19 protein-coding genes are annotated in these 18,342 nt (G+C 63.5%); 4 read left to right on the top strand and 15 right to left on the bottom strand.

The window, feature by feature from the left end:
- Position 1: 1 nt before the first annotated feature.
- Positions 2-1,108, bottom strand: a complete 1,107-nt coding sequence (locus J5M73_RS25930) for an enoyl-CoA hydratase/isomerase family protein (protein WP_102864979.1) — start codon at positions 1,106-1,108, stop codon at positions 2-4.
- A 264-nt stretch (positions 1,109-1,372) separates the two neighbouring features.
- Between J5M73_RS25930 and J5M73_RS25935 the strand changes: the two genes are divergently transcribed.
- Positions 1,373-2,236 carry a LysR family transcriptional regulator gene (locus tag J5M73_RS25935; protein WP_110595725.1) on the top strand — a complete coding sequence of 288 codons (864 nt, stop codon included), beginning with the start codon at positions 1,373-1,375 and terminating at the stop codon, positions 2,234-2,236.
- A gap of 193 nt (positions 2,237-2,429) precedes the next feature.
- Here the strand turns inward: J5M73_RS25935 and J5M73_RS25940 are convergent, their stop codons facing one another.
- The 11 genes from J5M73_RS25940 to arnB form a co-directional block, all read right to left on the bottom strand.
- Positions 2,430-3,134: an HPP family protein gene (locus tag J5M73_RS25940; RefSeq protein WP_102864981.1), complete on the bottom strand. Its 705-nt coding sequence runs from the start codon at positions 3,132-3,134 to the stop codon at positions 2,430-2,432.
- A 284-nt stretch (positions 3,135-3,418) separates the two neighbouring features.
- Entirely contained in the window at positions 3,419-3,934 is a 516-nt protein-coding gene (locus J5M73_RS25945) for a GNAT family N-acetyltransferase (RefSeq protein ID WP_102864982.1), read from the bottom strand.
- A gap of 42 nt (positions 3,935-3,976) precedes the next feature.
- Positions 3,977-5,602: a glycosyltransferase family 39 protein gene (locus tag J5M73_RS25950; protein ID WP_207816456.1), complete on the bottom strand. Its 1,626-nt coding sequence runs from the start codon at positions 5,600-5,602 to the stop codon at positions 3,977-3,979.
- Positions 5,603-6,967 carry a UDP-glucose/GDP-mannose dehydrogenase family protein gene (locus J5M73_RS25955; protein ID WP_110595722.1) on the bottom strand — a complete coding sequence of 455 codons (1,365 nt, stop codon included), beginning with the start codon at positions 6,965-6,967 and terminating at the stop codon, positions 5,603-5,605.
- Positions 6,964-7,377, bottom strand: a complete 414-nt coding sequence (gene arnF / locus J5M73_RS25960) for a 4-amino-4-deoxy-L-arabinose-phosphoundecaprenol flippase subunit ArnF (protein WP_102864985.1) — start codon at positions 7,375-7,377, stop codon at positions 6,964-6,966. The genes J5M73_RS25955 and arnF overlap by 4 nt, the downstream gene beginning before the upstream one ends.
- Positions 7,374-7,718, bottom strand: coding sequence for a 4-amino-4-deoxy-L-arabinose-phosphoundecaprenol flippase subunit ArnE (arnE, locus tag J5M73_RS25965; RefSeq protein ID WP_207816458.1), 345 nt, complete (start codon positions 7,716-7,718; stop codon positions 7,374-7,376). The genes arnF and arnE overlap by 4 nt, the downstream gene beginning before the upstream one ends.
- Positions 7,715-9,364 (bottom strand): lipid IV(A) 4-amino-4-deoxy-L-arabinosyltransferase, encoded by a 1,650-nt coding sequence (gene arnT, locus J5M73_RS25970; RefSeq protein ID WP_207816459.1) that lies wholly within the window; start codon positions 9,362-9,364, stop codon positions 7,715-7,717. The genes arnE and arnT overlap by 4 nt, the downstream gene beginning before the upstream one ends.
- Positions 9,361-10,245 carry a 4-deoxy-4-formamido-L-arabinose-phosphoundecaprenol deformylase gene (arnD, locus tag J5M73_RS25975; RefSeq protein ID WP_102864988.1) on the bottom strand — a complete coding sequence of 295 codons (885 nt, stop codon included), beginning with the start codon at positions 10,243-10,245 and terminating at the stop codon, positions 9,361-9,363. Before arnD ends, arnT begins: the two co-directional genes overlap by 4 nt.
- Complete coding sequence (gene arnA / locus J5M73_RS25980; protein ID WP_115580064.1) at positions 10,245-12,251, bottom strand: bifunctional UDP-4-amino-4-deoxy-L-arabinose formyltransferase/UDP-glucuronic acid oxidase ArnA; 2,007 nt, start codon at positions 12,249-12,251, stop codon at positions 10,245-10,247. The genes arnD and arnA overlap by 1 nt, the downstream gene beginning before the upstream one ends.
- A complete protein-coding gene (gene arnC, locus J5M73_RS25985) occupies positions 12,248-13,267 on the bottom strand; it encodes an undecaprenyl-phosphate 4-deoxy-4-formamido-L-arabinose transferase (protein WP_115580063.1) in 1,020 nt (339 codons plus the stop codon). The genes arnA and arnC overlap by 4 nt, the downstream gene beginning before the upstream one ends.
- A 5-nt stretch (positions 13,268-13,272) precedes the next feature.
- Entirely contained in the window at positions 13,273-14,412 is a 1,140-nt protein-coding gene (gene arnB, locus J5M73_RS25990) for a UDP-4-amino-4-deoxy-L-arabinose aminotransferase (protein WP_102864991.1), read from the bottom strand.
- A 476-nt stretch (positions 14,413-14,888) separates the two neighbouring features.
- Here arnB and J5M73_RS25995 point away from each other — a divergent pair, with 476 nt between their 5' ends.
- A complete protein-coding gene (locus tag J5M73_RS25995; RefSeq protein WP_102864992.1) occupies positions 14,889-15,833 on the top strand; it encodes a tyrosine-type recombinase/integrase in 945 nt (314 codons plus the stop codon).
- Positions 15,834-15,844: 11 nt separating this feature from the next.
- Here J5M73_RS25995 and J5M73_RS26000 read toward each other — a convergent pair whose 3' ends face one another.
- Positions 15,845-16,057: a DUF4880 domain-containing protein gene (locus J5M73_RS26000; protein WP_102864993.1), complete on the bottom strand. Its 213-nt coding sequence runs from the start codon at positions 16,055-16,057 to the stop codon at positions 15,845-15,847.
- A gap of 224 nt (positions 16,058-16,281) precedes the next feature.
- Here J5M73_RS26000 and J5M73_RS26005 point away from each other — a divergent pair, with 224 nt between their 5' ends.
- Positions 16,282-16,737, top strand: coding sequence for a glucosaminidase domain-containing protein (locus J5M73_RS26005; protein ID WP_240322003.1), 456 nt, complete (start codon positions 16,282-16,284; stop codon positions 16,735-16,737).
- Complete coding sequence (locus tag J5M73_RS26010) at positions 16,731-17,201, top strand: hypothetical protein (protein WP_207816461.1); 471 nt, start codon at positions 16,731-16,733, stop codon at positions 17,199-17,201. The genes J5M73_RS26005 and J5M73_RS26010 overlap by 7 nt, the downstream gene beginning before the upstream one ends.
- 18 nt (positions 17,202-17,219) lie before the next feature.
- Here the strand turns inward: J5M73_RS26010 and J5M73_RS26015 are convergent, their stop codons facing one another.
- The gene (locus J5M73_RS26015) at positions 17,220-17,537 is read right to left on the bottom strand and encodes a hypothetical protein (protein ID WP_102864996.1); all 318 of its coding nucleotides are present in this window, start codon (positions 17,535-17,537) and stop codon (positions 17,220-17,222) included.
- On the bottom strand, positions 17,534-18,226 hold the full coding sequence (locus J5M73_RS26020) for an AzlC family ABC transporter permease (protein WP_207816463.1): 693 nt from the start codon (positions 18,224-18,226) through the stop codon (positions 17,534-17,536). The genes J5M73_RS26015 and J5M73_RS26020 overlap by 4 nt, the downstream gene beginning before the upstream one ends.
- Positions 18,227-18,342 lie beyond the last annotated feature (116 nt).

Genomic DNA, 18,342 nt, shown 5'->3' on the forward strand with positions numbered 1-18,342 from the left:
TTCAGCTCCCGCTGCCGTCGAAACCGCTGAAGAAACTCGCTACCCGTTCAGCCTCAAGGGCTGCCAGGGTCGGCGGATTCCAGAGGGGGGTCTTGTCTTTGTCGATGATCAGGGCGCGTACGCCTTCCATCAGGTCACCCCGCTCGAACCATTGACGGTCCAGGTGCAGCTCCAGGGCGAAGCACTGTTCCAGGCTCAAGTGGCGGCCGTGGCGCAGCATCTGCAAGGTCACGGCCATGGCCAGGGGCGAGCGGATTTCCAGCAAGTCGGCGGTGGTCTTGGCCCACTCGTGGCTATCGGCAATCGTCACGCTGCGCAATTGCTCGACGATGCTGGCCATGTCCGGCAGGGCGAAGAAGTGGTCGATGGCCGGGCGCAAGGCTTGCAGTGGCGCATCAGGCAAGGTCTGTACCGCCAGCTTGGCCAGCAGGCCCTGCAGGTCCTTGAGTGGTGAGTCGCTCCAGTGCAGGCGATCCAGGCGCTGGTCCAGCAGACTCAGCTTGTCGCTTTCCAGGTGCCAGTCCGCGAGGCCGCAGTACAGGGCATCGGCGGCGCGGATCTGCACGCCGCTGACCCCAAGGTAGATGCCCAGTTCGCCGGGAATCCGTGAGAGGAAGTAGCTGCCGCCCACATCCGGGAAGTAACCGATGGCCACTTCCGGCATCGCCAGGCGGCTGCGCTCGGTGACCACTCGCAGGTCGGCGCCTTGCACCAGGCCCATGCCGCCGCCGAGGACAAAGCCGTCCATCAGGGCCAGCACTGGCTTGCGGTAATGGTGGATGGTCAGGTCCAGGGCGTACTCCTCGACGAAGAAATCCTCGTGCAGGGTATCGCCGCTCTGGTAGCTGTCGTACAGCGAGCGGATGTCGCCGCCGGCGCAGAAAGCCTTTTCACCGGCGCCGCGCAGCACCACCGCGTGAATCAGCGGGTCCTGGGCCCAGGTATCCAGTTGTTGCTGCAAGGTACGCACCATCGACAGGGTGATGGCATTGAGACCGGCGGGGCGGTTGAGGGTCAGGTGACCGATGTGGTTGCGCACCTCGACCAGTACTTCGCCGGGGGTGGCGTCGAGGTCCTGTGTCGCCTGGGATGAAACCTGAGCAGTCATCACTAACTCCCTGCTTTTATTGTTTTTTATATGAGGCTCGCGCGCGAGCATCGACGGATCGTAACAGTGCAATTTTGCCCAGTACAACCCCGAAAACTGCAGGTTGACTGTGCATTTTTGCATGTTGAAAAAGCCGCCCTCAATCTTGCGCCAGCGCTCTGGCCCGCAGCGCCCGTACCGATCCGGCGAATGTCCGCGGCCTAAGGGCACGACGGCGCGAGCGCCGCTACAATGGCGCTCGAATTTTTTTGCCGGCGAGGCACCATGGACATCGATCTGGCCCGCACCTTCCTGGAAATCGTCCGCAGCGGCAGCCTGATCGCCGCCGCCGAACGCCTGCACCTGACCCAGACCGCCATCAGCGCCCGGGTGCAGAACCTAGAAGGCCAGCTCAACTGCAAACTGCTGGTACGCAACCGCGCCGGCGCCCGACCCACCGCCGATGGCGAGGCCTTTATCGCCTATGCCAATCAGCTGGTGCAGACCTGGGAGGCCGCCCAGCGTGACCTGCCGTTGCTGGCGGGCTATCGCAATGTGCTGCACATCGGCGGTGAGTTGAGCCTGTGCAATCCGCTGATGCTCAATTGGGTAAGAGGCCTGCGCCAGGCACTGCCCAACCATGCGGTACGCACCCAGATTGCCGAAGGCGCGAGCCTGCAACGGCAACTGGAGTTGGGCGTACTGGACGCGGCGCTGGTGTTCCAGCCGCTGTATTGCGCGGGATTGCAGGTCGAGCAATTGCTGGAGGAGAAATTGATCCAGGTGCGCCTGGCGGGGCGTCCCGAGCCTTATGTGTACATCGACTGGGGCGATGATTTTCGCCGTCAGCACGACGCCGCATTGCCGGAACAGGCCAAGGCCGCGGTGGGCTTCAACCTTGGGCCCCTGGCGCTGCAGTTCATCCTCGACGCCGGTGGCAGTGGCTATTTCCGCACCCGGGTGGTGCAGAGCTACCTAGACAGCGGTGTGCTGGAACGAGTGGAGAGGGCCCCGGAGTTCAGTTTTCCCACTTACCTGCTGTATGCCCGGGAGCGCGACTCGGCGCAGCTGCAGCAGGCTTTTGCGGTATTGCGCGAGGTGATCGAACAAGACCACGACTGGTCCCAGCGCTGGTCGCCGATGGTTTGAACCAACTGACTTGAGCCTGGCATCGCACTTGAGCGCGCCTGCGCTGGCCAGCCAGTGGCTGCGCCTGGCGCGCAATCGACGATGCCCTTGCAGGAACCGGCTTGCCAGCGAACAGGCCCTTGAAGCGTGCGCCGCTTCTGAAGCTGTCTTGGCTGGCAAGTCAGCACCAGCCAGGGCGAAGGTTAGGGCGCTATCAGGGCCGCGAGGACAGGACCTGGCCAATGCTGCGCCGGCGGGCGTGGGCTTCGCTGGCGTGGATCAGTTGCTCAAGGTCTTCAGGGGTGACGTCGAAGAATTCTTCCATCTCGGCCAGAGCCTGCTTGAGGTCTTCGGCGGTGATCGCCAGGCTGTCGGCGGGGGCCGCCGAGGGCAGCAGCATTGGTGTATCGCTCGGGCCCTTGGGGTAACGAATCCGCGTCAGGTTGTTGTAGGCCAGGGCACTGGCCAACAGGCTGGCCGCCGCGAGCATCACCGGACCCAGTTCCCGCCACTCCAAAGCCACGCTGGCCGGGTCTGCCAGCACCAGGGTCAGGGCCAGGGCGCCGGCCGGGGGATGCAGGCAACGCAACCAGCACATCAGCACCAGGGCCATGCCCGCCGCGAGGCAGGCGCTGCCCAGGGTCCGCCCCAGGACATGAGCCACCAGCAAGGCCACGACCCCGGCGCACAGGTAGCCGCCGAGGATCGACCAGGGCTGGGCCAGGGCCCCGGAAGACACGGCAAACAACAACACCGCCGAGGCCCCCAGCGGACCGATCAGGTGCAGCGCCACCGGCATGCCGAACACCTGGGCGCAGAGCCAGACACTGAACAGGGTGCCCAGGGCCATGCCGATGGCGGCGCGGCTCCATTCCAGGGGGCGGGTATTGATGGCGGCGGGTTTCCAGCGGGCAAACATCGGCAAGAACGGTCCAGGGCTGAACGACGGGCAAAAAGAAGGGCTTGCCTGGATCACCAGAAAGCCCTTGAACGTTCCAACATTTGGGGGAGGAACGGGCACAGTGTGCCGAGCATTGGTGCAGCTGACAAATTCATAATAATGCCGTTTAAGTGCATTTATTTTGCTGTATGACGCACCGGCTTGCCGTCGAAGGGAGCTAAGAGGGCTTGGAGTTGGGGGCGGGTCTTGAGGGCGCTTTCGCTGGCAAGCCAGCGCCATAGCCAGCTGTTGCAGTGCGTTTTTTACAAGGTCAGGCGCATGGCGCAGCGGCGTGATTCGGGCAGGCCGTGCTGTGTTTCGTCGGCCAGGACCTGGCGCAGGCGCGGGCTCAGTTGTGCAGGTTGCAGAGTGACAAAGCCCTGGCGCTGGTAGAAAGGTTCGTTCCACGCCAGTTCGCGGAAGGTGCTGAGGGTCAGGGCCGTGAGCTGCTGTTCCAGGGCGAACTCGCGCGCCGCCTGCAACAGGCGCTTGCCAATGCCTTGGCCCTGGTGGCCAGTGGCAACGGAAATTTCCCACACATGCAGTTCCTGGTCGCAGACCTGGGCAGTGAGAAAGGCGCAGCGGGTGCCGTCCTCTGTCAGCGCAACCCAGACCGGGTGCTGTTGGATGTTTTCTCTATGGCTCTGGGCATCGGCCACCTCGGCGTCGGCCAGCCAGGCCAGTTGCGGATCACTGCGAAACAGTGCCGCAGCCGAGGTTTCAATGGCGGGGAGGAAGGCCGCGTCAGCCACCCGCGCCCGGCGGATCTGGATAGTCATGGGCGCGAGTGTAAGGAGCCGCCAAGGGGTTGCGCAACGCTTTCAGGGTGGCGTGGCAGCGCTCTTGGGCAGGTGCAGCAAGACGAAGTCGTTCTTGTCGAAACGCCCGCTCAGCACCGGAGTCAGCCCGGCCAGGGGCGTGCCTTGCAGGCTGGGCAGGTCGCTCTGATCAAGAATCACCCAGGCCGGGGCCGGCACTTGGGCCAGGGCGGCAGCCTGATCGGTGAACTGTGGCTGCAGGTCTCGATCCAGGTTGACCATGAACTTGATCGCCTTGGCGTCCTTGCCCATGCGGTGCAGGACTAGCGGTGCCGGGTCGGCCTCGATCAGTTGCATGGCGCCGAGGCTGAAGGCGCGAGTGTCATAGAGGCGGTGCTCCACCGGTTCGAAGACCCCGATGTAACAGGCCCAGACCGCCAGCACCGCGCTGTAGGCCAGGCCCACGGCGCGCCACTGGCGCTTGAACAGCAATCCCAGTGACAGCGCTTGCAACAGGCCGAGGATCAGCAGCATGGGCAAGAGGTGGGTGAGCTGTTCAGGGAATTTGCGCCGCAGTACCAGCAGTCCCACCATCAGCAACCCGGGCAGCAGCAACCACAGGCCCTGGATCAGCACCCGCAGCCAGCCCATGACCCGCCCGCGTCCGGCCTGGAACGGATAAGCCGCAACGATCGCCGCCATGGGCAGCATCGGCAGCAGGTAGCGGGCCTTTTTCGCTTGGGGAATCGACAGGCCGATCATCACGATCAGCCCGGCAGCAGTGCACAGACGCAACAGTTTCAGGGCCGGGCCCTGTTCCGCAGGGCGATTGAGCAGCACCGCAACCCAAACCAGGATCGCCAGGGGATAAGCCAGGGCGTAGTTGCCCAGGGAACTGGTGAAGTAGTAGAAGACGTCGCTGGAGCCTTCGCTGCCGTCCATGCGTCCCATGAACTGCATGCGGATCACCTCGTCGACAAAGGCCTGGCCACCGCTGAGCTTGGCCAGCCACAGCAGCAGGCCGACGCAGGCCACCAGCAGCAACAACGCGCTGAAACCGACGCCGAACAAACGGCGCCATTGACCGCCCAGCAGGTAGTAGCTGCACAGCATGCCGGTGGGAATCACCAGGCCGATGGGGCCGCGAATGGCAAAGCCCAGCACCAGCAAGAGGAAGATCCAGCCCAGGTGCCGACGGGCACCGAAATGGTCGTGGGCATAGCCGAGGTAGAACACCGCCAGGGATACCGCGGCGAGCATCTGGTCCAGGGAGACGGCACGGGTTTCGCTGATAAAGGTATTGCTCAGCAGCAGCAAAGCCACGCTGAGCAGGGCCCAGGTGCGGGAGTAGGGTGCCAGCAGGCGATAGATCAGACTGACGATCAGCGCCGAAGCAATGGCCGTCGGCAGCCAGGCGGTAAAGCTGGTGACCTGCCCGGTGGGCAGGGAAAACAGCCACACCAGCAGGGTCGAGGCACTGGAATAGTCGGCATAGGGCTGGCCATAGGTGGTAGGGAAGAACCCCGGCCCATGGCGCAGCATCTCCTTGGCGAAGAGCACAAAGCGCGAGTCGAAGCCGATGACCGAATCGTGGCCGGCGCCGGCGCAGAACAGCAGCAAGGCCAGCAGCCCCAGCCCCAACGATTGCCAAAGTATTGTGTTCGCAGGGGAACTGGAGTGCGGGTTCATTCAGGCCTCGGTGGACCACTGCTGGTGTGGAATCGGCAGGTTGCGCGATTCACCGCGACCGATCGGGAAGTAGGTGAAACCGTTGCGCGCCAGGCGCTCGGCGTCGTACAGGTTGCGTCCATCGAAGATCACCGGGGCCTTGAGACGCTGCTGGATCAGGTCGAAATCCGGCGCCTTGAACTGCTGCCATTCGGTGCAGATGATCAGCGCGTCGGCGCCATGGAGCACCGATTCCGGAGTGCCCATGAGCATCAGGCGCGATTCGTCCGGGTACAGACGCTGGGTTTCCTGCATGGCTTCCGGGTCGAAGGCCCGGACTTCAGCACCGGCCGCGAACAGCGCGTCCAGCAGCACCCGGCTCGGTGCATCGCGCATGTCGTCGGTGTTGGGCTTGAACGCCAGGCCCCAGAGGGCAAAGGTCTTGCCTTCAAGGTCGCCTTTGTAGAACGCCTTGATGCGTTCGAACAGCTTGTGTTTCTGCCGCTCGTTGATGGCTTCCACCGCTTGCAACAGGTCACTGGAGCAATGGGCTTGCTCGGCGCTGTGGATCAGGGCGCGCATGTCCTTGGGGAAGCAGGAGCCGCCGTAGCCGCAACCGGGGTAGATGAAGTGATAGCCGATCCGCGAGTCGGCGCCGATGCCCAAGCGCACCGATTCGATGTCCGCTCCCAGGTGCTCGGCCAGCTCGGCGATCTGGTTGATGAAGCTGATCTTGGTGGCCAGCATGCAGTTGGCCGCGTACTTGGTCAGCTCGGCGCTGCGCAGGTCCATGAACATGATGCGGTCGTGGTTGCGGTTGAACGGCGCGTAAAGGTTGCGCATCACGTCGCGCACTTCCTCGCGTTCACAGCCGATGATGATCCGGTCCGGACGGCGGCAGTCGGTGACGGCCGAGCCTTCCTTGAGAAATTCCGGGTTGGAAACGATATCGAACTGCAGCGGGCGGCCGTCCAGGACCTTCTCTATGTGCGCCTTCAAGGTGTCGCCGGTGCCCACCGGCACCGTGGATTTTTCCACCAGGATCACCGGCTTCTCACGGTGGCGGGCCACTGCGTCGCCTACCGACAGCACATAGCGCAGGTCCGCCGAGCCGTCTTCGCTGGACGGCGTGCCCACGGCAATGAACAGCACCTGGCCGTGTTGCACCGCGAGCTTTTCATCGGTGGTGAAGTGCAGGCGCTTGGCTTCGAGGTTTTCCTTGACCAGGCTGGCCAGCCCCGGCTCGAAGATGCTCACGTAGCCTTGTTGCAGCTGTTTGACCTTTTGCTCGTCGATGTCCATGCAGATGACATCGTGGCCGACTTCAGCCAATACGGCGGCTTGTACGAGGCCGACGTAGCCACTTCCAAATACACTGATTTTCATGGGGTATTCCTGGGACTTGTTGCGGGTGCAGATCGAGAGTTGATGGTGATGACCCCAAGGATGACCAGGGCCACCCCGAGGCTTTTGCCAAGCGTGAAGGGTTCGTTGAACAGCGGCAGGCTGGCGGCCAGCAGGTAGACCAGGGCGTAGCTGATGCTGAGCAGCGAATAGGCCCGGCCCAGCGGCAGGTCGCGCAGGGCCAGGAGCCAGCAGAGCATCGACAGGGCGTAGGCACCGATGGCCGTGATCACCACCGCCAGGGCGGCGAGATCGACGTTGCCAACACTCAGCGCCGACAGCCACTGATCCGGGGCGGGCAGGCGGGTCATGCTCCAGCGCATGCCCAACTGGGCGCCGCTGACCAGCGCCACACTGCCCAGGGCGAAGGCAAAACCCTTGACCCGGCTCATGCGTGGCGACTCAACAGCAGCACGCCACCGATGACCAGGGCCACGCCGAGCCAATGGCGGCGGTCGATGGGCTCATGGAAGACGAAGCGGGCGATCAGGGTGATAAACACGAAATTCAGGCTGAGCATCGGGTAGGCCACGCCCACCTCCATGCGTTGCAGCACCAAAAGCCACACCAGCAGGCCCAGGCCGAGGCTGAACAGGGCCAGCCACAGCCAGCCCGAACGCAGTTTTTGCAGGATGCCGGAGGGCTGGTCACGCCAGCCTTCCACGGCGAACTTCTGCGCCACCTGGCCCAGGCAGGTCAGAGCGCAGGCGAGCAACAGCAACAACAGGCTCATGGCTGACTCTGGGGAATGATGAAGATCGCGATATTGCCTTGCTCGTAGCGCTTGGCATCCTTGGGCAGCAGCTCGACTTCATGTTCCTCGTCGCTGCTCTTGACCCGCATCACCACGCCGATCGAGCCTTGCTTACGGGCTTGCTCGATCCACGGCTGGACTTGGTTCAGGTCGACCTTGCGCGCCGCAGTGTCCTCGTAGCCCAGGCCGTACTTCACTTCGCCCTGGGTGTTGTAAAGGGTCACGTCGGGGCGACGCAGGCGCCAGGCCAGCGCAGCGGCAGCGCCCAGGTCGTTGCTCAGCAGGGCCTTGGCCTGGCCCAGTTCGGCCACGTGATCGATGATGAACTGGTCGGGAATCTTGTTGTAGACCACCTTGTTCGGCAGCGCCGCCGGGGCCAGGGCCACCAGCAGGAAGCTGCCCAGGGCCGGGGCGGCCCACAGGCTCAAGGGGCGCATGGCCTGCAACAGGTTGCTGATGATCCAGCCCAGCAACAGGATGTACACCAGGACCAGGTGCTGGGGTTCGTCCACATACACCGGCTTCTTCAGCTGGAAGTACACCAGGGCCAGCAGGGCCAACAGGCCGACCAGCAGGTTGAGCACACCATTGAGGCTGAGGATCCGGGTCGTGCCGGTGGCCAGACGGTCCGTCAGGGTGTGCCCCATCAGCAGGGCCACAGGCAGCAGGCAGGGCAGAATGTAGGCCGGCAGCTTGCCTTTGCTCAGGCTGAAGAAGGCCAGGGGCAGCACCAGCCACAGCAGCAGGAAGCCGCTGCTGTTCAGCCGCCGTTGTTCCCAGGCCTGCTTCAGGCTGGCCGGCAACAGCAGCACCCAAGGCACGCAGAAGCCCACCAGCAACGGCAGGTAATACCACCAGGGCGAGGCGTGCTGCGCGTCTTCACCGGCAAAGCGGCGGATGTGCTCATGCCAGAAGAAGAACCGCCAGTAGTCCGGCTCCTGGGCATGCACCGCCAGGGCCCAGGGCAGGCTGACCAGAATCGCTACCAACACGCCGATGCCGCCATAGGTCAGCAGAGAGCGCAGGCGCTTCTGCCAGATGGCATAGGGCAGGGCCACCAGCACCGGCAGCAGCCAGGCCAGAAAGCCCTTGGTCATGAAGCCCATGCCGCAGGCCAGGCCCAGCAGCACCCAGGCGCCGATCTGTCCGCGTCGGCTCTGGCAGTCGAAGGTGAACCACAGTGCCACCAGGCTCAGGTTGACCCAGAAGGTGAACTGCGGATCGAGGTTGGCGTAGCCGGCCTGCAGCGCCACCACGCTAAAACTCATGTAGAGCAGGGCGCTGGCCAGGCTCTTGCGCGGGTCGTTCCACAGGCGCCGGGCCAACAGGTAGGCCAGGACCACGCTCAAGCCGGTGCTCAGGGCCGACGCCACGCGCACGCCAAACAGGTTGTCGCCAAACAGCGCCTGGCCGATGGCGATCATCCAGTAGCCGGCCACGGGTTTTTCGAAATAGCGGATGCCCATGAAGTGCGGCGACACCCATTTGCCGGTCAGGAGCATTTCCTGGCTGATCTGTGCGTAGCGGGTTTCATCGGGAATCCACAGGCCGTGGCTGGCCATGGGCAACAGGTAGAACAGACCGAAAGCGATCAGCAGCAGCGGCAGGGCCCAACGTCTGGTCATGCGCCTTGCACTCCCAGCCAGCCTTCCCGGCCTTGCAGTGCGCCACGCACGACCTTGCCTGCCGGCAGGCTGGCCAGATCCGCCGGGAGCATCTGCCCCAGGGGTTGAAAGTGGATGTCGCGTTGCTTGGCGCCGGCCAGCAACTGGCGGAAATCATTGGCCATGAGAATCCCTTCTACTTCTGCATGCACGGTGTAGACATTGAGTTTGTCCGGACTGAACCGGTCGAGGATGTAGCGGTTGAAATCCTTGGCGGCCACCACCGGCCCGACCACTTCGTCGAAGGTCGGCAGGTCCACCGGAATCTGTGGGGCGCCCAGGCTGCCGTCCGCCAGTCTTGGCCGGAACAGGCTCTGGCCACGGCAGTCGCTGTTGTAGCGAAAGCCGAACTGTTGCTTGGCTTCGATGACGCGTTCATCGGCGCGCCAACCGGCAGACGCCGAGCAGCTCACCGCTTGCCCGAGAATATCGTTGAGGCTGTCGACGCCACGGCGGATCTGTTCGATCAGCTGTGCCTGACTCCAGCGCCCGGTGTTGGCCTGCCAGCCGTGATGATCCCAGGCGTGCAGGCCGACTTCATGACCGGCGGCCAGGGTCTGGCGCATCAAGTGCCCCAGGTCGCGGCCGATGGGTTTGCCCGGCCAGGCCGTGCCGGCCAGGAGAATGTCCCAGCCGTACAGGCCCGCGGCATTGGAGCGCAGCATTTTCCAGAGGAACTGCGGACGGATCAGGCGCCACAGGTGGCGCCCCATGTTGTCCGGCCCGACGCTGAAGAAGAACGTGGCCTTGACCCCGGCTTCCTCCAGCGATTCGAGCAGCCGTGGCACCCCCTCCCGGGTGCCGCGGTAGGTATCGACATCAATGCGCAGACCTGCTTGCATCAGCGAGCTTCTTCTTTGGAACGATCGGCGATTTCCAGCATGGCTTCGCGCAGGAAGAAGTCCAGGGTGTTGCCGATGGTTTGGCTCATCTCCACGGTCGGCTCCCAGTTCAGCAGGCGCTTGGCGTTGGCGATGCTGGGCTTGCGGTGTTCCACGTCCTGGTAGCCGGCACCGTAGAACGCCTTGCTCTCGACGTCGCGGAAACCGGCGAACGGCGGGAAGTTGCTGCGCAGCGGGTGAGCTTCGAACTGACGCAGCAGTTCTTCGCCCAACTGGCGGATGCTGGCTTCGTTGTCCGGGTTGCCGATGTTGATGATCTGGCCGTTGCAGCAGTCGTTGTCGTTGTCGACGATGCGCGCCAGGGCTTCGATGCCGTCGGCGATGTCAGTGAAGCAGCGCTTCTGCTCGCCACCGTCGAACAGACGGATCGGGGTGCCTTCCACCAGGTTGAGGATCAGCTGGGTGATGGCGCGGGAGCTGCCGATACGGGCCGAGTCCAGGCGGTCCAGGCGCGGGCCCATCCAGTTGAACGGACGGAACAGGGTGAAGTTCAGGCCCTTGGCGCCGTAGGCCCAGATCACCCGGTCCAGCAACTGCTTGGACACCGAGTAGATCCAGCGCTGCTTGTTGATCGGACCCACGATCAGGTTGGAGCTGTCTTCGTCGAAGTTGTTGTCCTGGCACATGCCATAGACTTCCGAGGTCGATGGGAAGATCACCCGCTTGTTGTACTTGACGCAGTAGCGAACCAGCTTGAGGTTCTCTTCGAAGTCCAGCTCGAACACGCGCAGTGGGTTGCGGGTGTATTCGATCGGGGTGGCGATGGCCACCAGCGGCAGGACCACGTCGCACTTCTTGATGTGATATTCGATCCACTCGGAGTGGATGCTGATATCGCCTTCGACGAAGTGGAAGTTCGGATGGCTGCGCAGGCGCTCGATGGCGTCCGAGCCGATGTCCAGGCCGTAGACGTCGTACTTGTCGTCACGCAGCAGGCGCTCGGACAGGTGGTTACCGATAAAACCGTTGACACCGAGGATCAGCACACGGGTGCGGCGTGGCTTGCGGCCGGACTCGGCACCGCGCAGCAGGGAGCCGTCCACCAGACCCAGCTCATTGGCCAGTTGCGGGCCACCCAGGTACAGGCCGTTGGCGTTGCGCTGGCCGGAGGTGATCACCAGGGAGTCTTCGCCACAGGCGATGCGCAGCGGGTCGACGCTGATGACCCGCCCCGGGGCCTGGCCTTCGTTGCCCTTGGCAACTTCGGCGCTCCAGACGATCAGCTTGTGCTCGCCGACGGCGCAGAAGGCGCCCGGGTAAGGCTGGGTCACTGCGCGTACCAGGTTGAACAGCTCTTCGGCGGGGCGCTTCCACTCGATCTTGCCATCGGCTGCGGTACGGCGACCGTAGTAGCTGGCCTTGGATTCGTCCTGGGCGGTCTCGGTGATCTTGCCCTGGGCCAGCGCCGGCAGGGTGTCGCCTAGCAGGCTGGCAGCGGCGTCACGCAGTTTGTGGTGCAGGCTCAGGGCGGTGTCGCTGCGTTCGATGGCCACGCGCTGCTGGGCGATGATGGCCCCGGCGTCGGCACGCTTGACCATGCGGTGCAGGGTCACGCCGGTCTCGGTTTCGCCCTTGACCAGCACCCAGTTGGCCGGTGCGCGGCCGCGGTAGCTCGGCAGCAGCGAGCCGTGCAGGTTGAACGCACCTTTGCGGGCAGTGGCCAGCAGGGGTTCGCTCAGCAGATTGCGGTAGTAGAAGGAGAACAGGTAGTCCGGGTCGAGTTTGCTGATGCGCTCGATCCACAGCGGGTGGTTGGCATCTTCCGGGGCATGCACGGCAATGCCTTTGCGGGCGCACAGCTGGGCGACGGAGCCGTAGAAGGTGTTCTCCTTGGGATCGTCGGCGTGGGTGAACACGGCAGCGATCTCGTAGCCTGCATTGAGCAGGGCTTCGATGCCCGCACAGCCAATATCGTGGTAGGCGAAGACAACAGCTTTATTGCTCATGGCGAAACCTGATCAGTATGAGTGGAAGTTAAACCGTCGACAGTGACAGCCGGGGCGGGGACCGCCGGCTGGCTGCGCAAGACTTTTTCGATGAAGAAGCGCGGGCGGGCCCGCACGTCGCTGTACATGCGTCCCAGGTATTCACCCAAAAGACCCATGCCGATGAACTGGCCACCGGTGAACACGAACAGCACCGCAAACAGCACGAAGGTGCCGTCGCCGGCCCAGGTGGCGCCGAAGATCAGCCGCAGGATGATCAGCATCAGGGCAAACAGCGCGCCGACGCCGGCCATGCCGAAACCGATGATGCTCAGCAGCCGCAGGGGGGTGGTGGTCATGCAGGTGATCAGATCGAACATCAGATTGATCAGGCGCATCGGGCTGTACTTGGAGTCGCCGTGCTCGCGCTCGGCGTGCTCTACCAGCACCTCGGTGGTGTGCCGGGCGAAGCTGTTGGCCAGGATCGGGATAAAGGTGCTGCGTTCGGTGCAGGCCAGCATCGCGTCGATGATGGTGCGGCGGTAGGCCCGCAGCATGCAGCCGTAGTCGCTCATGGCCACACCGGTGGAGCGCTGCACCGCGAGGTTGATCAGCTTCGACGGCCAGCGACGGAAGGCCGAGTCCTGGCGGTTGTTACGCACAGTGCCGACCACGTCGTAGCCGAGCTCGGCCTGGGCCACCAGGCGCGGGATTTCTTCCGGCGGGTTCTGCAGGTCGGCGTCGAGGGTGATGACCACGTCACCGCGGCACTGCGCGAAGCCGGCCATGATCGCCGCGTGCTGACCGTAGTTGCGGTTGAGGATCACCGCCACTACGGGGCTGCCTTCGCGCTCGGCGGCTTGTTGCAGGAGGGTCGCCGACTGGTCGCGGCTGCCGTCGTCCACCAGGACGATTTCAAAGTCGTGCTTGAGCTGGCGGCAGGCCGCTTCGGTGCGGCGCAGCAGCTCCGGCAGGCTCTGTTCTTCGTTGTAGACCGGAATCACGATCGACACGAACTGGATTGGGTAAGGTTTCAAAGGCTTCAGTCCAGGAGGTTGGCAATGGCATCGGAGACCCGTTCGACATCGTCGAGGGTCATGTCCGGGAACAGTGGGATCGAGCATAGACGCGCCGAGTTCCATTCGGTGTGTGGCAGCCGCACATCGGCGAAGCGCTGTCGATAATAGGTATGCAGGTGAGTGGCGATGAAGTGGATGCCGGTGCCGATGTTCTGCTCCTGCAGGCCCTTCATGAAGGCTTCACGGTCCAGGCCGCAGCGTTCGGCGTCGATGCGCAGGATGAACAGGTGCCAGGCGTGCTGCTGCGGGTACTGGGGCAGGTGCAGGGGTTGCACCGGCAGGCCTTCGAGGCGCTCCAGGTAAGCCTTGGCCAGCACTTCGCGCTTGGCGTTGATGTCGTCCAGGCGCTGCAGCTGTACCAGGGCGATGGCGGCGTTGATGTCCGCCAGGTTGTACTTGAATCCGGGCTCGATCACTTGGGCCTGGGGCTTGCGACCGTGGGTCAGGCGATCGTAGGCGTCCACCCCCAGACCGTGGAACTTGAGCATGCGCACCCGGTCGGCCAGGGCTTGGTCGTCGCTGACGAACATCGCACCTTCGGCGCAGGTCATGTTCTTGATGGCATGGAAGGAAAAGATCGCCGTGCCCCGCGCGCCGATGGCGCGGCCGCGATAGGTGGTGCCGGCGGCGTGGGCGGCGTCTTCTATCACCGGGATGCCGTGCTTGTCCGCCAGGGCGTACAGCGGGTCCAGGTCGAAGGCGGCGCCGGCGTAGTGCACCGGGATGATGGCCTTGGTCCGTGGCGTAATGGCCGCCTCGATGGTGGCGGCGTCGCTCATCAGGGTGTCGGGATCGACATCGACGAATACCGGGGTCGCCCCCAGCAGGCAGATCATGTTGGCGGTGGAGACCCAGGTCTGCGACGGAGTGATGACTTCATCCCCCGGACCGATGCCCAGGGCCAGCAGGGTGATGTGCATGGCGCCGGTGGCCGACGACAGGGCCACGGCGTGGCGGGCGCCAACGCGGTCGGCGAATTGCTGTTCAAGTTCCTGGTTTTTCGGGCCGGTGGTGATCCAGCCGGAGCGCAGAACCTGCTCCACTGCAGCTATCTCTTCGTCGCCAATACTCGGGCGCGAGAAAGGAAGGAAAGCCTGGTTCATGGTTACCTCGGGTTTAGCTGATGCCGGAAATACGGGGTGATGCGAACGAACGATTGATGGAGCGCGGGGAGGTCATGCAGTCATCAAGGCTCATCCAGTTATTGGGCCGGGGTGGCGATCCATGCAGCGTTTGAGTAAAGAAGGTATTTGTTAAAAGTAAATGCAGATCAAGGTGTTATCTTGACAACCTGATAAAGCACTGCGTTCGGCAGGAGGCTTGTTGGTGGCTGAGATTAAGCGGAAAAATGTGAAACGAATATGAAAAATAGGGCAAAAGTCCGTTTTTCCGCGGGCCAGACAGCTAGTGTTCAGTTTGTTGTCAAGGTTGTAGCGCGACGGGGTGCCGGCAGCCATTTCAAGGGCTTGAAGAAGCACTTTAAAGCGCGCTTGCAGGAGGCTTTGAACGGTGTCTTGAACTTGGCCATGAACGGCGCAGGGAACTGCGCTCCGGCATCGTCTTTGCCTTCGGGGGGAGCATGACTTCGCAGGAACAACCGGCCGTTGCCGACAACGCGCACAAGGCCAACCCGTTGCGCCTGTACCTGGCCCGTCTGGCGCCGTCCAGCCAGTCGACCCTGCGTTACGTGCTGCAGGACGCCGCCGATCGCCTGGGGTATGACGAACTCAACCTTGAGGACATCCCCTGGCACCACCTGCAACCCGAACAGGTCACGGCGCTGGTGGCCACATTGCGCCGTGACGGCTATGCCCCGAATACCTCGTCGCTGTACGTCAATGCCCTGCGCGGGGTGATGAACGAGGCCTGGCGCAGCAGTCTGATCAGCCAGGACCATCTGCTGAAAATGCGCTCGGTCAAGGCCATGGGCGGTACACGCCTGTCCCGGGGGCGCAATCTCAAGCGTGGGCTGATCCAGGACCTGATGGCGGTGTGTGCCGCCGACCCGCGGCCCCAGGGGGTGCGCGACGCGGCCATCATCGCGGTGCTCTATGGCTCGGGCATGCGCAAGTCCGAATCGGTGAACCTGGACCTGGCCCAGGTGGACTTCGTCCAGCGCAGCCTGCAGGTGCTGGCCAAGGGCAACAAACAGCTGATCAAGTACGCCCCGGCCTGGGCCTTCGACAAGCTCCAGGCCTGGCTGGACCTGCGTCGCGCAGACTTGCCGGCGGGCCTTGAGGACGACGCTTTCCTGTTCAACCGGATTCGTCGCGGTGGTCATATCACCCGTGAACGCATCAGCAAGCACGCCATCTACTACATCGCCCGCCAGCGGGGCGCCCAGGTTGGCGTGCGCATCATGCCCCACGACTTTCGCCGTTCGTTCATTACCCGGGTGATCGAGGAACATGACCTGTCGATCGCCCAGAAGCTGGCGCACCACACCAATATCCAGACCACCGCCAGCTACGACATGCGTGATGACAATGAACGACGTCGGGCCATCGACCGCTTCGACCTGTGAGTGTCAGCCGTTCAACAGGTCGGCCGGGAAGGGGACAGATGCCCGGTCAGGTCCCAGGCCTCGAGCATTTTGGCGTACTCAAAGGCGTGGCTTGGGTCACTCTGCAGCCAGTCTTCGAACGCCTGGCGTTCATCCAGGCTGCAATCGGCCTCACGCAGGCGGATGCACCAGTGGGCGGCCTGCATCATCAAGTATTCATCTGCTTCACTGGCAGGACTGTTCATCGTGCGGTCCTTGTTCAAAGTGGCGCCGCTCATGAGGAAGAGGCGCGGCACGTAGAAATCACTTGCAATCTAGAGTGTATAACGAGAAAAAAGCGTCAATTTTTTGCCTGAAATCAGTCATTGGTATCGATGAGTAGGCCTGAGGCAAGGCCTGGATGCTGCTCTATAATCGGCATGTTTCACCTGTGGCAAATGGAATCGACCAGTCAAATGAGGGAGCAATCTTGAGCGCCAAACTGTGCAACAACACCAATGCCGTGACCTTTGTCAGCAAATACAAGGCAGCCTGCCAGCCGATCGCCGATCAACTGGACCTGCCGGTGGAAAACATCCTTGGCCTGGCGGCCCAGGAGAGCCAGTACGGCGCCGGACGCATTGCCCGCGAGCTCAACAACTATTTCTCCTTGCATGCCCCAGCACCCCTGCAGAGCGGGGCCGAGGCGCCCCAGGGCAACGCCAGCATCAAGGTGGCGAAGTTCGACTCGTTCCAGAAGTGTGCCCAGTCCTTCGCCTTGCGCTATGGCTCGTCGGTGCGCAGCAAGCGCGACCCCATGGAGTTCGCCCAGGCCCTGGTGCGCAGCGGCTACAACAGTGGCGATGCGGCCTCCGGTGGTCGCAACGGATTTGCCGAGTACCTGGCGAAGATCATTGTCGCGGTCAGAGGGCGCATGGCGTGCTGAGAAAAAATCCCCACACATGGCTGCTGGGCCTGCCCCTGGCCTGCGCGGCACTCGTCGCCTGTGCCGGTACCGTGCTGCAGCCGGATGAGGTCAAGGCCACGGGCCTGACCCGCGAGCAGGCCCAGGAAGTGCTGCTGGTAGCCTTGAAGCATCAGGACTATCAACTGAGCAAACCCGGGGTCTTTGTCGATGGTGACCTGCAGGACGACAGCGGCCAGCCGCCGCATCCGGGCTACTTCGACTTCAGCCTCGGCTACAACGATCCCAAGGCCGGCGCCACTGAGTACTGGGGGCTGTTCTCGGTGAGCACCGCCACCGGCGATGTCTGGGAAATCAACAGCTGCAAGCGTCTGGACGGCAGTGAGTTGCAGGCCTTGCAGGGGCAGATCATGGCCCGAACCGGCAAGACCCTGGCGGACGAAGAACCCCAGCGCCAGGGACTGGGTTGCGAGGATCAACCATAGTCCCGAAACCGGTCTGCATCAGGCCGCAGCGCTCAGGTGCAGGACCGTAAAATAGGCCGCCGTGCCAATCGCCGCGGTGCTGATCAGGCCCAGGCTGTTGCTCAGGGCAATGAGCCCCACCAGCAACAGGGACACCGAGGCTGCCAGGGGCTCGCGGCTCATCTCGCTGAAGGCGATGTACACCGCAAAGTTGATGAACACCGCCACCGGCAGCACCCGCTCCAGGCAACGCTGCAGGCCGGGTTGCAGGCGGATGCTCACGAACGCCGGAATGATCCGTACCAGGCAACTGGTGGCCAGTAGCGCAGCGATGGTGACCCAGGCCGAATCGCTCATAGCTTGGCCCTGGAAAGCAGGACAGTGCTGATCAGCACACTGGGAATCCAGAAGTACAGGGTGCCCAGGAGCATGATCAATACCAGGGTCACCGCGACACAGAGCGCCACCATCGACAAGACGGCCAGACGACGTTCGTGCGCAAGGCTCAAGCGGCTGCGCAACTGCGCCAGCGACAGGTACATCAGCACCACGCTGGCCGGGTAACCCAGGTTGACCTCGGTGCCGATCCACTGCAGCGGCAGCCATTTGCCCAGCCATGCCCCCAGCACCCCGGCCAGTGCCCAGGTCAGGAAGATCGTTGCGCGTATCACCAGCACCGTGACCGGATTGTCCCGTTCGTGCTCGGTGGCGTAGGCCTCGTCCCCCAGCATATGGGCCGCCCCGGCCTTTTGCAGGAACCCCCGGGGCAACCGTGGGCTGGAGGTGAAGGCAATGGGCAGGTAACGGCTGTTGATCGAAGCCGAGACCAGCAGCAGGGTGAAGAACCCGGCTCCCGACTGGGCCAGGGGCAGGGCGGCGAACTGACCGCTGCCGGTGAATCCCAGCAGCCCCACCAGTGCCACCTCCAGCAGTGACCAGTCGGCGCGACCTGCCAGCAGGCCGAACAGCATGCTCACCGGGACAATGGCCAACGCGGCCGGGGCCACCCTGCGCAGAGCACCTGACGTGCTTTGTGTGAACGGCATCTGTTGCTCGACCTGCATAGGTTTGCTCGCCTTTTGCTCATTACCGAGGCAAAGACCCGGAGCGGCGCCCCAGTCATTGGTCGATGGAGTCTAGGAAAGGCAGCGGGACAGCGTCT

This window comes from Pseudomonas sp. 50_B (genome assembly GCF_017491625.1).
In the GTDB taxonomy this organism is placed as follows: Bacteria; Pseudomonadota; Gammaproteobacteria; order Pseudomonadales; family Pseudomonadaceae; genus Aquipseudomonas; species Aquipseudomonas danubii.